We start from the raw sequence: 14,532 nt of genomic DNA on the forward strand, positions 1-14,532 counted from the left end.
ATTATATCTGTGATGGCTTTTCGGTCTCATAATCGGACCATTCTGTCAAAACAGATGCACCGGATACATCCCCGTTCCCGTCATATGCTTCTACTGTTACCTGCAGATTACTGTCGCCCTTCACATACACAGTTCCGTCACTCCCCTTTATGGTCACGCTTTTTCCGTCTGAATCCTGAATGGCGCCGGCACAGGAAAGGCTGCTCAGCACGCTGTCCTTCGTCACCGTCCACGTACCTCCTTCGGCAATGTACAGATTGCAATAGCCATCCCCGCCGTCTTTGGCATAAGTCTCGTCATCCAGAACCGCACCGGTCAGTGTACTTCCCTCTGTCATATAAAAGTCCAGTTTACTGATACTGTCCCAAATGACATCGCCTTCCATGTTCTGGCTGACTGCCGTAAACAGACAGTCAGCTCCATTTTCTCCTTCCGTCCCCCAGCCTCTCTGATTGTTGTTTCCTGTACATTGCAGGAAAAATTCGCTGTTATCCGCATATTGTATATCTACCCCGGACAGGGTGATCGTAGATTCCGTATTTGTTGTGTAAAACATTCCGCCATTTTTGGCTGTCAGTGTTCCGTTCTTCATCTCGAAAGTACTGTTTCCTACCTCTGAGTCACCGGACATACTCTGGTACAGAATCACATTCCAGGTGCAGTCATTTTGTTCAGCATCACTCATATTTCCTGTCAGGCTGCAGTCATACAGACGGAGCGAATTCAGTCCTTCAATGCAGACAGCTTCCGATCCGTTGGCCGTAAGGTCCGCATTGCTGGCTGCAATATCGGCCGTACTGTACACTGCGGGAGAACCCACCCCATTTGAGGTATAGCTGCCTCCGTCTATGACCATTCTCCCTCCGCCCCGGTCACTTCGTATCGCTGCGGAAGACTCTCCGGATGTATCAACTTCCAGATCCCAGGCATACAGGGTACCGCCTCCTGCCGCATGGATTCCTCCTGAGGTATCCTGTTTTGCAGTAATTTTCGTATCCGAGGCGTATATTGTCCCATTTCCATAGGCAAAAATACCTGCGCCTCCTGCCGCGTCTGTCTCAATCGTGCTTCCGCTGATGTAAGCCGTCCCGTCCGTATTCAGCACTGCCGCGCCTACACCATAAAAGCTGGAATTATCCCCGCCTGTGCTGTCAGTTGACGACCTTGAAATGGTCATGTTTTTCATGACAACGGAGGCGCCTTCAAAAATATGGGCAGCATTCTCATCCGTTCCTGTAGATGTAATGCTCTCCCCATCTATCTCGCTATCTTCCGTAAATTCTTCTGCCGCACTATAGCTCTCCACACCGCCCGGCTGCCCCATACCGTCCGTAGACATCACAAGAATCTCAGAGGCACTTCCATCCTCATCTAAAGTCACTGCAATGGTATCCCCTTCTTCCATGTCATCCAGCGTTATCTCCTCCTGGAATTCTTCCGGCGCTTCTCCATCCGGGGCTCCATCTGGTTTTTCTTCCAATGGCCTCTCCCTGCCATCTTCCTCTACCGGCTGTACAGCCCCATCGGTTCCGTCGGCGGATTGTTCTCCACCGGATTCCTGTGTTTCAGGTGCACCGCCCTTCGACGCTTCCCCCATCTCCCCCGGTTTTCCGCCGCCCACACTCTGACGTTTTATCACCGTGTCAGCCGCCACTTTAATATTCTGCTCCTCGCCGGTCAAATCCAGCATAGAAGGCTGCCCGCCGCCCTGAGGCATCTCTCCCGCCTCCATATCATCCGGCTTTTCCATGTCGTCTGACTTTACCGTATCGTCTGACTTTTCCGTATCATCCGGAAATTCCATTTCTTTTTGTGTACCAACTTCTATAGTTATAGTTTTTCCCCGTATCTCACTCACCTGTCCGTATATTGTCTGTCCTGTATCTGATGTATTTTCTTTCTCTGCACATCCGCTGAGCATAGCCGATCCCAAAGTTATTGTTATCCCAAGTAAAACACCTGCATATCTTTTTTTCATACAACACTCTGTCCTTTCAATTACCGTTTCATAGTTGACTTCTTTCGTAGTATAAAGTTGTTACTTTAGCTGAACCTTAAATAATCCGCCGTGTTCTGTGAAATTTATGTGAGGTTTTCAATAGTAATAATAAGAATACAGTATTATACTTAAATGTAAAAAGGTCATTCAGAAAGAGTTTCCGAGGATTCTCAGGAAGAAAACGGAGGTAGTTTATATGGAAATAAGCAACGAGAAGATAGATTCCGGAAAAGCATTTGACTGGGGTAAGACATCGGCCGACTATGCCAGATACAGGGATATTTATCCACAGATTTTTTATGAGAAAATCATAGAACGGAATTTATGTTTAAGCGGGCAGAAAGTATTAGATATTGGTACGGGGACCGGTGTGCTTCCGAGAAATATGTATCGGTACGGTGCAAAATGGACAGGAACGGATATTTCAGATATGCAGGTTACAGAGGCTGAAAGAATGTCCGCCGAATTAAACCAGGACATCCAATACTACGCCGCAGCCACGGAAGAGCTTGAGTTCCCTGACAATTCATTTGATGTCATAACCGCCTGCCAGTGTTTTTGGTATTTTGACCATAAGAAAGTGATGCCAAAATTGGCCCGTATACTGAAAAAGGACGGAATACTTCTGCTGTTATACATGGCATGGCTCCCGTTTGAGGATGAGATTGCCGGTGCGAGTGAAAAGCTGGTACTGAAGTACAGTCCCAAGTGGTCGGGGGCGGGCGAGAGAAAACATCCGATAGCCGTGCCTGATATTGTCTATGAAACCTTTGAAGCAGTTTATCATGAGGAATACGATATTGAGGTTCCCTTTACCAGGGAAAGCTGGAACGGAAGAATGAAGGCCTGCCGCGGCGTCGGGGCATCTTTATCTCCGGAAGAAATTATAGAGTGGGAAACGGAACACAGGACTTTGCTGGAAAAGATTGCACCCGAAACATTCTGCGTGAAACATTACGCAGCTATGCTGGAGTTAAAACTAAAAAGCATGCAGCCCCAATAAATTAATCAACACATAGGAAAAGGCCGCTGTTCTGGAATTGCCGGATAAATCCATTGGCATTCCAGAACAGCGGCCTGTGAATATTTATTAGACAGTAAGTTAATTGTTATTTGATCCCTCGTCCTGCAGAAGTGACAGCGCAAGGGAAAGCGCTTCTTTCACAGTATGTGCCCTGTTTTCTGCCCTGTCACCGGAAAACTGACATTTCATGACCTTTGTTTTTCCGAAGACGCAGCACCCCACATAGACCAGACCCACCGGTTTATCTGCAGCTCCTCCGCCCGGCCCTGCGATTCCGGTAGAGCTGAGAGCCACATCCGCACGAGCCGCCTTAGCAGCTCCTTCTGCCATCTCCCGTGCGGTCTGCTCACTGACCGCGCCATAAGTTTCCAGTGTCTCGTGGCTGACGCCCACCAGCCTTTCCTTTGCCTCATTGGAATAAGTCACATATCCCTCGTTCAGCACATCAGAGGCCCCTGCCACATTGACAATTGTCCCTGCGATCAGACCGCCGGTACAGGATTCCGCAGTGGTTATGGTCAGCTTTTCTGCCGCCAGCTTTTCCACAAGGCACTCTTCCAGGCTCCTGCCCTCTTCACTCATTTTATGCAATACCCATTCCGGATACATCCTACATTCCTCCCTGTGTCAGAACCTGTTTATTTTTAAACACGTAATCCAGCAGGGAAATAATTGTAAGCGCCAGAGCAACCCACACCAGTACGGTGCCGAGCATGTCAAAGAATCCGCCCAGATCTGCGATCAGAACGATAATCATTGCCATCTGGAATACGGTCTTGAACTTACCCCAGTAGCTCGCCGCAATAACGACCCCGCTGTCGGATGCCACCAGCCGGAATCCGCTGATGATGAATTCCCGGCTGATGATCACGATTACGATCCATGCATCCAGTTTATTCATCTCAATCAGGCAGATCATGGCGGAGCAGACAAGAAGCTTGTCCGCCAGGGGATCCATGAATTTTCCAAAATTCGTAACCAGATTATATTTTCTTGCAATTTTCCCATCCAGCAGATCCGTCAGGCTGGCTACCACGAAAAGTATGAGGGAAATCCATTTATTAGCTGGTCCCCCAATGTCCGTCAGCATAAACAGGACAAAAAAGGGAACCATGATCACCCTCAAAATAGTAAGTTTGTTTGGTAAATTCATTACACAAGACCTCCTATCAAATCATATTCTACTGCGCCGGATACGCTGACTTTGGCAAAATCTCCGGACATCAGCTCTTCTTCCGTATTCACAAAAATAAGTCCGTCCACATTCGGTGCATCCCGGTAAGTCCTGCCCACGTAGGCATTTTCATCCGCTACCTTACCTTCGATCATAACCAGCACTTCCCTGCCGATCATACTTTCCGCATTGTCGAAGGCGATCTCCTGCTGAAGTTCCATCAGATCAGCCTGCCGCTCTGCTTTTACCTCTTCGTCAATCTGGTCCGGCATAAGCGCTGCCGGCGTGTCTTCCTCCGGTGAATATGTGAAGACTCCCAGCCGGTCAAACTCCATCGCATCCACGAATTCCATAAGTTCCTCGTGCTGCTCCGCTGTTTCCCCGGGGAAACCGGTAATCAGGGTCGTCCTTAGACAGATGTCTGGAATCTCTCTTCTCAGCTTTTGGATCATGTCAGTCAATTCCTGCTTGGAGGTTCTTCTGCCCATTCTTTTCAGGATGTCGTCATTGGCGTGCTGAATCGGAAGATCCAGGTAATGGCATATCTTCTCTTCCTCCTTCATGACCTGAATCAGTTCGTCCGTAATCTCCTCCGGATAGCAGTAAAGTATCCGGATCCAGCGGATTCCCTGTATTTTGCACAGCTCTTTTAACAGAAGATGCAGCGACTTTTCTCCGTAAATATCTATGCCGTAAAGTGTCGTCTCCTGTGCCACCAAGATCAATTCCTTCACACCCTGGTCTGCCAGATACTGCGCTTCTGTTATTAGCTTTTCCATCGGAACACTTCGAAAGTTCCCCCGAATCTTTGGAATAATACAATAAGTACAGTGTTTATCGCACCCTTCAGCAATCTTCAGATAAGCAAAATGCCCTCCGGTTGTCACAAGACGCTTTGCCTCCACATCCGGAATCCCGTTAATGTCAGACATCGTAACAGAATGCTTCCCTTTGAGAGCTCCGTCCACGGCTTCCAGGATCTTATCATAGGATGTAGTCCCCAGTACCGCGTCTACCTCAGGGATCTCATCAAGTATCTCCTGGCGGTAGCGTTCTGCCAGACACCCCGTCACAACAAGCGCCTTCAAAGAGCCGTCCTTTTTATATTCGGCCATCTCCAGAATGTTCTGGATGCTCTCCTCTTTGGCATCGTGAATAAAACAGCATGTATTGATCACGATAATATCCGCCTCTGACTCATCATCCGTCATCTGATATCCCCTGGATGCCAGAAGCCCCAGCATGACCTCCGTATCCACCAGGTTCTTATCACACCCCAGAGAAATAAATAGTATCTTCATAAAACCTCCCGTATTCTGCTTTGCCGGCGCCTTTTGATGTCCGGCAGATATTCATAAAAGGCAGATACTCTAGTGCATCTGCCTTTTTATTTCTTATTCTTCTTCTGCATTTTCAGCGATAATCTTCAGCTTTCCTTCGTTCAGTTCTTCGATTGCGGTTGAAAGCGGCTTCTCTTCGCTTCTTGCATTTACAAGAGGCAGTTCCCCGTCAATCAGCTGTCTTGCCCTCTTCGATGTTGCAAGTACGATGGAATAACGGCTGTTTACAATCTTTGTCTCGCCTTCCTCAATGTCTTTGTTAACGACCTTCATTAAATCTGTGTAAGATGGATGCAGCATATCTTATGATTCTCCTTTCAAACTCTTGTTCAAATCTTCTTTTATTTTTTTCATAAATTCTGTATTTCGAAAACTTCTCCGATGCTCCGCCTGAATGATCCCATGCATCTCTTCCACACAGGCTTCCAGTTCATCGTTGACAATCAGATAATCATATCTGTCCATGCCCTCCGCTTCCTCTACTGCGCGCTTCATTCTGGATTCGATAACCTCCATCGTCTCCGTACCCCGTCCCACAAGCCGGTTCTTCAGCTCGGCCGCCGTTGGAGGTGTCACAAACAAAAGCAGGGTCTCGGGAAATGCCTTCTTTACTTTCAGGGCACCCTGGATCTCTATCTCCAGAATCACGTCCCTGCCTGTATTGAGCTGCTTTTCAACATAAGCACGCGGTGTTCCATAATAATTTTCCACATACCTAGCATACTCTATCAGCTCACCTTTCGCAATCATTTTTTCAAATTCTTCTTTTGTTTTGAAAAAATATTCTCTTCCGTCTGCTTCCCCCGTCCTCGGCCGGCGTGTGGTTGCCGAGATCGAAAGTGCATAGTATTCTTCATAACGCGCCAGCAGCGCTTTCATCAAAGTTCCCTTGCCTGCTCCTGAAAAACCGGATACTACTATCAGAATTCCTTTTCTGTTCATAACTGACATCCTTTACTCAATATTCTGTATCTGCTCGCGGACCTTTTCAATCTCCGTCTTCAGACCGATCGCACAATTGGAAACCTCCAGATCATTGGCCTTGGACAAAATTGTATTCGCCTCACGGTTCATCTCCTGGGCTATGAAGTCCAGCTTTCTGCCGATTCCTTCCTTTTCCCCCAAGGTATCCCTCATGTGTCCGATATGGCTTTTTAGGCGTACTACCTCTTCATCCGTACAGATCTTATCAGCAAAAAGAACCACTTCCGCAGCAATACGGCTTTCTTCAATCTGCGTATCCGCCAGAAGCTCGCGAACCTTTGTCTCCAGCTTGGTCCGGTATTCTGCAATAATCTCCGGAGAACGCTCTTCAATATAAGCGACCAGCTTCTCCATGCCTTCCAGCTTTTCCAGTATATCGTTTCTAAGGTTCTCCCCCTCATTGGTCCGGGTCTCTACAAACTGTAAGAATGCCCCTTTCAGCGCTTCTTCCAGCCCGTTCCAGAGTTCTTCCTCGTCCTCACACTGCTCTTCCATCGTAATCACTTCCGGATAGCGCGACAATGTGGACACACGAACATCATTCTCCAGGCCGAATTCCTCCTCCATCTGTTTCAGATATTTCAGATACTCTGCCGCCAGGGAGGCATTATATTTGAGGGAAACCTGATTCTCAGACGTATCTTCATAGGTAATGAATATATCAATCTTGCCCCTGTTTGCATACTTCTTTAACAGAGTCCGTATGGATGTTTCAAAAAAGTTAAGTTTTTTCGGCATTCTGATGTTCACATCCAGATAACGGTGGTTCACGCCTTTAAGCTCTACCGTAAACTTTCTGGACTCTTTTTGTACCTCACACCTGCCAAAACCAGTCATGCTCTTTATCATGGTTATTCTTCCTTCTTGTACAGTAATAGTTTGTTTCATACACATTATGAAACATTATACCTCTCTTGGGGCTCTGCGGTCAACCTCTCTGCAAAATAAATTCGGGAGTTAGTCGGCTAGCTTTAGCCTGGTCGATGGACGGGGACGCTTCATGACAGGGAGACCGGGAAGGCACTGGGGCTGTATATGCCGTTGCGATATGCACCCGTGCTGCTAAGTGTTTCTAGAACACCCGATGCCGGATAGGCGGGTACGCTGAACACATCACGGGAAATCTGATGATTTCCCGCGCTGGGTTCAGCAACAACTTGATTTGGAGATCAAGTTGTTCCCCGCCTATCCGGCATCGGCTGTTCAAGAATCACTAAGCGCACTCCAGCATTTCGCAACGGCATATACAGCCCCAGCACCTTCCCGGCCTCCCTGTCATAAAGCTGGCTCATCCAATCGGCAGGAAAGCTCGCCAACCGGGTGGGATCCTCGGCCAGGGCAACGGATGTGGATTGGCTATGCGTATCTTTTCATCTTCAAGGTGTATATTAACTGTAAGCCGTATCCCCTTGCTTATGTACACCTACTGGGGACAAAAAAGTCCCGCCAATTCTATATCCATACGCTGCCCTCGTTTGAGGCCCCACCTTAGGAACGTGTCCTTTTCCTGCCGGCCGGATGAACCAGCTCCATGAAGGGATCGCCGAAAACCTCCCGGAGAACATCCATGTCCTTTCAAAAACGCTCAAAGCGGACCTTAGAAATTCTTGGTGGGAAACAGCCCTGAAAATGGAGAGATTTTTGGATTCCGAATCCAAAAATCAACTGACCCAGCGCGAGAAATCATCGGATTTCTCGTGATGTGTCAGTGGTGCTCCATTTTCAGGGCTGTTTCCCGCCTAGAATTTCTTAGGTCCGCGGCCGCGTTTTTGAAAGGACATGGATGTTCTCCGGGAGGTTTTNCCATGTCCTTTCAAAAACGCTCAAAGCGGACCTTAGAAATTCTTGGTGGGAAACAGCCCTGAAAATGGAGAGATTTTTGGATTCCGAATCCAAAAATCAACTGACCCAGCGCGAGAAATCATCGGATTTCTCGTGATGTGTCAGTGGTGCTCCATTTTCAGGGCTGTTTCACGCCTAGAATTTCTTAGGTCCGCGGCCGCGTTTTTGAAAGGACATGGATGTTCTCCGGGAGGTTTTCGGCTTTCCCTTTATGGAGCGTCCCCCATCCGCGCCGAAACTAAAGCTCGTCGCTAAATCCCGATGGGGGTTTCAAGAACTTCTTGTTTATGGTACAATATTAAAATATTGTTTCAGGATGACACTACATCTGAAGAAAGGAATACACCATGGCATTTGATGGAATTACCGTGGCCTCTCTGGTCCACGAATTGAAAGAACAGCTGCTCAATGGAAGGATCGCCAAAATTGCCCAGCCCGAGACGGACGAACTGCTTCTCACTATTAAGACACCGTCAGGACAGAAAAGGTTGTGTATATCTGCTAGCGCCTCCCTTCCCCTCATATATCTGACGGAGTCCACCAAACCCAGTCCTATGACCGCTCCGAATTTCTGTATGCTCCTGAGAAAGCATATCAGTAATGGGCGGATCGTTGATATTTACCAGCCAAAGCTGGAGCGTATTATTCACTTTACGATTGAACATCTGGATGAACTGGGTGATCTTTGCAGAAAAGATCTCGTCGTAGAGATTATGGGAAAACACAGTAATATTATCTTCTGTAACAATGAGGGCATGATCATCGACAGTATCAAACATGTCTCTGCACAGATGAGTTCGGTGCGCGAAGTGCTTCCGGGGAGGGAATATTTTGTCCCGGATACCATGGACAAGTCGGATCCTTTGTCCACGGTTGAATCTGCTTTTATCGAAAAGATTACGGCGAAGCCCCTGCCCCTGGCAAAAGCTATTTATACCGCCTTTACAGGGGTCAGCCCGGCGGCCGCCACAGAGATCTGCTATTTATCCGGTATGGACTCTTCTGCCTCTTTGGATGACCAAAGCGGAGAGACCCTGCGGAAATTATATGAGCAGTTTTCTATTTACTTTTCTTATGTAAAGGAAGGCTGCTTTACTCCTGCTATCTATTACGACGGCCAGGAACCGAAAGAGTTCTCTGCTCTGCCTATGGCCCATTTTGGAGCATATACCCGGAAAGATTTCACTTCTATGTCCCAGGTGCTGGAGACCTATTATTCTTCTAAAAATACTCTGACCCGCATCCGGCAGAAATCAGCCGATCTGCGGCATATTGTACAGACGGCCCTGGATCGCAGCCGTAAAAAGTGCGATCTGCAGCTCCGGCAGCTGGACGATACAAAGAACCGCGAAAAGTACAGGGTTTACGGGGAGCTGATTCATACTTATGGATACAATCTGGAGGAAGGGGCCCGGCAGCTTGAAGCGCTGAACTACTATACCAATGAGATGGTCACCATTCCTCTGGATGCTGCAAAAACACCCCAGGAGAATGCCCAGCGCTATTTTGATAAATATAATAAGCAGAAAAGGACTTTTGAGGCGCTCTCCAAGTTCGTCCAGGAGACACAGGACGATATCGCTTATTTGGATTCTGTAAGCACAGCCCTGGATATTGCCCGTACGGAGGAAGATCTTGCGGAGATTAAGGAAGAACTGATCGGTTCCGGCTATATGCGCAGGAAGTTTACAAAAAAGAAGGTCAAGATTAAAAATGCGCCGCTGCATTATCTTTCCAGCGACGGATTCCATATGTATGTGGGGAAAAATAATTTTCAGAATGATGAACTCACTTTCGGCTTTGCTGTGGGCAATGACTGGTGGTTCCACGTCAAAGATGCCCCTGGGTCCCATGTCATAGTTAAGTCAAACGGCGCGGAACTTCCCGACAGAACCTTTGAGGAGGCCGGTAGGCTCGCTGCTTATTACTCGAAGGCACGGGGTGGAGAAAAGGTAGAAATTGACTATGTTGAAAAAAAGCATGTGAAGAAGCCCAAGGGTGCCAAGCCAGGATTTGTAGTCTATTATACCAACTACTCACTGATCATTGACAGCGATATCTCCCAAATTCAGGAGCTTTAGGCAGTACGCCCCTGAGAAGCAGGCATATGTTCTTTGGTTCAGATAATGGGGCGTGTATGAAATATCTCAATCGCACACGATCCGGTAAGGCAAAACTGCCCTGACCGAACGGAAAACTGACGCGGATCACCGTCAGCCTTCCACCCAGTCAGGGCTTATTCTTTTTTTATTTTGTATTCTTAATAATCAAAAATCTTCTGTATCTGACACATATTCAGACTATCTATCCTGCCTGGCTGCACACCTGCTGTACTTCCTGAGGCACTTCGATCTTTTCCACCTGATTGAATCCCGTATACGAAAGCTTGATTGTGAAGTCATTTACATTTGTGCTTTTATTATATTTATCATACAGATCATTCATAACGTCCGTCATGTCTACGATAATCCGTGCAGGGAGCATTTCTTCTTTATATATATCGATCGTAATTGGAACCGAAAGTCCTGAGATTGCATCTTCTTCGGGGAGTTCTACCAAGCCAAAGGCTCTCATCATGTCCAGGCCCATAAACTTTAAGAGCTCTTCACCGCTGATATCTCCATACATCTCATAACATTCTTTCTCTTCCACCTGAATCGTTTCCTTAGCTATATGAAAGGATTCGATGGAATCTCCGGCCTCCTGGAACAGATTTCCGTTAAATGTGCTCTTTTGGGAACCAGCCGCCGCTTCCCTGCTCCACTGCCCATACATACTGCTGTATGTGACAAATTCATCCCCTTCCGTCACCTGATAGATCTCCATATCGCTTGCTACCTGCGTGCCGCTGAAATTCACTTCCGCCGACCCTTTCGCATGTCCGGCTTTCGGCTTTGTTGTATTCTCCATCTCCATGTCCATTGAGATTTTTGTTAAATCAAGCACATCTTCCAGCTCAATGTCCATCTCCAATGAATTGGAGACTGATTTTACTTCCGCAAGGTTTTCTGTGACTGCTGACATCATCTTTTTCGGCGTCAGTTTCCCGCTGCATCCGGTCACCGTGCCAATACAAACTGCCAGCATTGCCAGTGCGGATACCGTGTATTTTATCCTTTTATTCATGAATTACCTTTCTTTATTCCTGCCCAAGCAGATAATCGATAAACTGCTGCGCTGTCCTTCCTGACAGGCCGCCGTGGGTAAGTTCCCACTGATTTGCCTGAAGAAGCAGTTCATCTTCCGGCATGGCAATCTGATTTTGTTTTGCCAGCTCTTTTACAATCTGCTGATATTCTTTTTTATCGGGAGACCCAAAATAAATTGTCACACCGAATCTTGCGACGAGAGACAGCTTTTCCTGCACCGTATCATTGGTATGCAGTTCCTCATCCCTGTCCGCCTTATCCTTAAATGTTTCGCGCACCAGATGGCGTCGGTTTGAGGTGGCGTAAATAAGCACATTATTAGGCTTTTTCTCCAGACCGCCCTCAATGACTGCTTTCAGATACTTATACTCAATCTCAAATTCTTCAAAAGACAAATCATCCATGTATATGATGAATTTATAATTTCTATTTTTAATCTGCGCGATCACGCCGTTCAAATCCTGGAACTGGTGTTTGTAAACTTCAATCATACGCAGGCCCTGTCCATAGTACTGATTCAGTATGGCTTTGATGGAGGAAGACTTGCCGGTTCCGGCATCCCCGTAAAGAAGGCAGTTATTGGCTCTCCGCCCTTCTACAAAGGCTTTCGTATTATCAATCAGTTTTTTCTTTGCAATCTCATAACCCACAAGGTCGTCCAAATGGACATGAGCGATATTGGTAATCGGTACAATCTGCACTCCAGTCTCCTCCGGGTGCTCCACCCGGAAAGCTTTATGAAGTCCCAGCTTCCCAACACCGAATTCTTTATAAAACTGCGTCAGGATCTCCTGAAAAGCTTCCACATCCCCCGCATTCCCCAGGGCGTGACCCAGTCCGCAGATCCTGTCGCGGATCCGCTTGTTAAAAACCTTGCTGTGCTCATTGATATTCTGATAATTCTCCAGGATAGTGAAGCATTTGACATCCAGTTCTTCTTCCATTTTATCGAAATCGTAATCAAACAGCTCTTTAAATACTCCGAAATCATGTTTAGCGATCTCGTTGATACTTCCGCTCACCGACCCGACGATTTCACAAGACGTACTGTACGCATTTTCATCGCTGGCCAGAAGAAATGCCAGGTATGTATGCCACAGATTGCCCTCGAACCCATGGCTCGCTGAAAGCTCCAGCAGGGCATTCATGCACTCGAAAAACAGGCTCCTCAGATCTTCTCTGTTATAATATTCATTATGAAAATTCTCCATAAGAAAGGTCATATCCTGCAGGATCTCTCCATATTCCATATTCTTATACAGCATTAATTCATTTGTCCGCATTGCATCTTCCTCTTTATATTCTAATAATTACCAAGAATCTTCAGATTTCTGGCCTCTTCTCTTAAACCCCTGATTGCATTTTTGACCGCAGGCTGAGCCATGTTGCCCTCGAAGTCTACAAAGAAACGGTACTCCCAGTTTTTGCCCTCCACCGGACGGGATTCGATTCTGGTCATATTCAGGTCATTATATATAAAATGGGACAGTATACGGTACAATGATCCGCTTTTGTGAGGCACTTCAAAACAAATGCTGATCTTGGAAGCGTCCTGCAGGAAAATCTTTTGATTGGTCACCACAATAAATCTGGTAGAGTTGTTCGGCTCATCGTTGATGTTGTCCTGTAAGACGGACAGCCCGTGCACTTTTGCGGCATATGCGCTGCACACCGCGGCCTGTGTCCTGTCCTGATCCTCTAATATCTTCTTGGCGGCAATGGCTGTATTCACAACGCTGATTTGCTGCCAATTACTATGCTCGTCCAGGAAACGTGAGGTCTGCATCAGCGCCTCCGCCTTGGAATAAACCCGCTCCAGCTGGTTTAAGCTGGTCCCGGGAAGTCCCGACAGCGTATGGGTAATGGGGATGATCGTCTCCCCAACGATAAAGTTTTCAAATTCCACCAAAAGGTCGTACATCTCATTAACGGCCCCTGCAGAAGAATTTTCGATTGGAAGCACGGCATAATCTGCCGACCCTTCCTCGATTGCCTCCATGGCCTCACGGAACGTCCTGACATGAAATCCGTTGCAGTTTTCTCCAAAGTAATGCTGCATAGCGGCCTGGCTGTAAGCTCCCTCTACTCCCTGAAATACCACTCTTGCATTCTGCCCTTCCAGTGATTCCACCTCGATAAACGGCAGTCTGCCCAGGGCCCCGGCCTCCACCAGCAGCTGATACTGGAGTTTCCGGCTCATGGACATGAGCTGTTCAAACAGTTCCTGGATCCCTTTTTTATTGAAATCACCCGTCACCTTGCCGGAGACATCTGTCAGCTTCTCCTTCTCACGCTGCTTATCAAAGACCTTTCTCCCTGTATTTACCTTCAGTTCGCCGACTTCCTTACACACCTGCATCCTGTTTTCATATAGCTTTACAAGCTGGTCGTCAATCTCATCCAACTGCCGCCTCAGTTCTTCCAATGTTGCCATTTTTACTTCTCCTTTGCACAAACTAAGAAACATTATAATACATTTCACGTATAAAATCTACGTTTCTTAAACATACTTTTCATTATGAAGAATAAATTTATTATCTGCGGCACCCTGGGCTGGTGCATGGAAATCATTTTTACGGCCCTCCACTCCTTTAAAAAGAGAGAATTTACGCTCATCGGACGCACCTCCATCTGGATGTTCCCCATTTACGGCGCGGCATGCCTTCTCACTCCTGTCTGCCGGCTGTTAAAGGGGAAAAATCCCCTTCTGAGAGGCGGCGTCTACACCTGCTGTATTTTCTTCGGCGAGTTTCTCTCCGGCAGCTTTCTGAAAAGGCACCATGCGTGTCCCTGGGATTACAGCAAAGCAAAATACAATTTAAAGGGCATCATCCGATTTGATTATGCTCCCCTGTGGTTCGGCGCCGGCCTCCTGTTTGAGAAAATCCTGCGATGAACCGCCAGAGCTCTCTGTTACGGATTACCTCCTGCCGGGACGAACAGGAGCACTCCCTTTCAAAATTCCTGTTGAAAATCAGCCTGTTTTAGTATATGATTAGTTGAAGAGAATTTTGAATAGG

At 47.2% G+C, this 14,532-nt stretch carries 13 protein-coding genes; 3 read left to right on the forward strand and 10 right to left on the reverse strand.

The annotated features are described in order from the left end of the window. Position 1: 1 nt before the first annotated feature. Positions 2-1,978, reverse strand: a complete 1,977-nt coding sequence (locus tag BN1938_RS21545) for an ICP22 family protein (protein ID WP_187376335.1) — start codon at positions 1,976-1,978, stop codon at positions 2-4. 217 nt (positions 1,979-2,195) lie between these two features. On the opposite strand from BN1938_RS21545, the gene BN1938_RS21550 reads away from it, so the two are divergent. After that, positions 2,196-3,002, forward strand: coding sequence for a class I SAM-dependent methyltransferase (locus BN1938_RS21550; protein ID WP_050642452.1), 807 nt, complete (start codon positions 2,196-2,198; stop codon positions 3,000-3,002). A gap of 99 nt (positions 3,003-3,101) precedes the next feature. Here the strand turns inward: BN1938_RS21550 and BN1938_RS21555 are convergent, their stop codons facing one another. The 6 genes from BN1938_RS21555 to BN1938_RS21580 form a co-directional block, all read right to left on the reverse strand. Continuing rightward, positions 3,102-3,632, reverse strand: a complete 531-nt coding sequence (locus tag BN1938_RS21555; RefSeq protein WP_050642453.1) for a CinA family protein — start codon at positions 3,630-3,632, stop codon at positions 3,102-3,104. A gap of 1 nt (position 3,633) precedes the next feature. Beyond that, positions 3,634-4,176 (reverse strand): CDP-diacylglycerol--glycerol-3-phosphate 3-phosphatidyltransferase, encoded by a 543-nt coding sequence (pgsA, locus tag BN1938_RS21560; RefSeq protein ID WP_050642454.1) that lies wholly within the window; start codon positions 4,174-4,176, stop codon positions 3,634-3,636. Then, complete coding sequence (rimO, locus tag BN1938_RS21565; RefSeq protein ID WP_050642455.1) at positions 4,176-5,498, reverse strand: 30S ribosomal protein S12 methylthiotransferase RimO; 1,323 nt, start codon at positions 5,496-5,498, stop codon at positions 4,176-4,178. The genes pgsA and rimO overlap by 1 nt, the downstream gene beginning before the upstream one ends. 93 nt (positions 5,499-5,591) lie before the next feature. After that, positions 5,592-5,837, reverse strand: a complete 246-nt coding sequence (rpoZ, locus tag BN1938_RS21570; protein ID WP_050642456.1) for a DNA-directed RNA polymerase subunit omega — start codon at positions 5,835-5,837, stop codon at positions 5,592-5,594. Positions 5,838-5,840: 3 nt separating this feature from the next. Further along, positions 5,841-6,479, reverse strand: a complete 639-nt coding sequence (gene gmk / locus BN1938_RS21575; RefSeq protein ID WP_050642457.1) for a guanylate kinase — start codon at positions 6,477-6,479, stop codon at positions 5,841-5,843. Positions 6,480-6,491: 12 nt separating this feature from the next. After that, entirely contained in the window at positions 6,492-7,370 is an 879-nt protein-coding gene (locus BN1938_RS21580) for a YicC/YloC family endoribonuclease (protein WP_050642458.1), read from the reverse strand. Positions 7,371-8,710: 1,340 nt separating this feature from the next. Here BN1938_RS21580 and BN1938_RS21590 point away from each other — a divergent pair. Then, positions 8,711-10,444, forward strand: coding sequence for an Rqc2 family fibronectin-binding protein (locus BN1938_RS21590; protein ID WP_050642459.1), 1,734 nt, complete (start codon positions 8,711-8,713; stop codon positions 10,442-10,444). A 223-nt stretch (positions 10,445-10,667) separates the two neighbouring features. Here BN1938_RS21590 and BN1938_RS21595 read toward each other — a convergent pair whose 3' ends face one another. The 3 genes from BN1938_RS21595 to pheA are packed head-to-tail and all read right to left on the reverse strand — an operon-like array spanning position 10,668 to position 13,946. Then, positions 10,668-11,489 (reverse strand): DUF6612 family protein, encoded by an 822-nt coding sequence (locus BN1938_RS21595; protein WP_050642460.1) that lies wholly within the window; start codon positions 11,487-11,489, stop codon positions 10,668-10,670. 13 nt (positions 11,490-11,502) lie between these two features. Continuing rightward, on the reverse strand, positions 11,503-12,795 hold the full coding sequence (locus BN1938_RS21600) for an ATP-binding protein (protein WP_050642461.1): 1,293 nt from the start codon (positions 12,793-12,795) through the stop codon (positions 11,503-11,505). 20 nt (positions 12,796-12,815) lie between these two features. Continuing rightward, positions 12,816-13,946 (reverse strand): prephenate dehydratase, encoded by a 1,131-nt coding sequence (gene pheA / locus BN1938_RS21605; RefSeq protein WP_050642462.1) that lies wholly within the window; start codon positions 13,944-13,946, stop codon positions 12,816-12,818. 84 nt (positions 13,947-14,030) lie between these two features. Here pheA and BN1938_RS21610 point away from each other — a divergent pair, with 84 nt between their 5' ends. Next, positions 14,031-14,408 carry a putative ABC transporter permease gene (locus BN1938_RS21610; RefSeq protein WP_082203097.1) on the forward strand — a complete coding sequence of 126 codons (378 nt, stop codon included), beginning with the start codon at positions 14,031-14,033 and terminating at the stop codon, positions 14,406-14,408. The last annotated feature ends 124 nt before the right edge of the window (positions 14,409-14,532 follow it).

The sequence above is a fragment of the Eubacterium sp. SB2 genome (genome assembly GCF_001244405.1).
Lineage (GTDB): Bacteria > Bacillota > Clostridia > Lachnospirales > Lachnospiraceae > Faecalicatena > Faecalicatena contortus_B.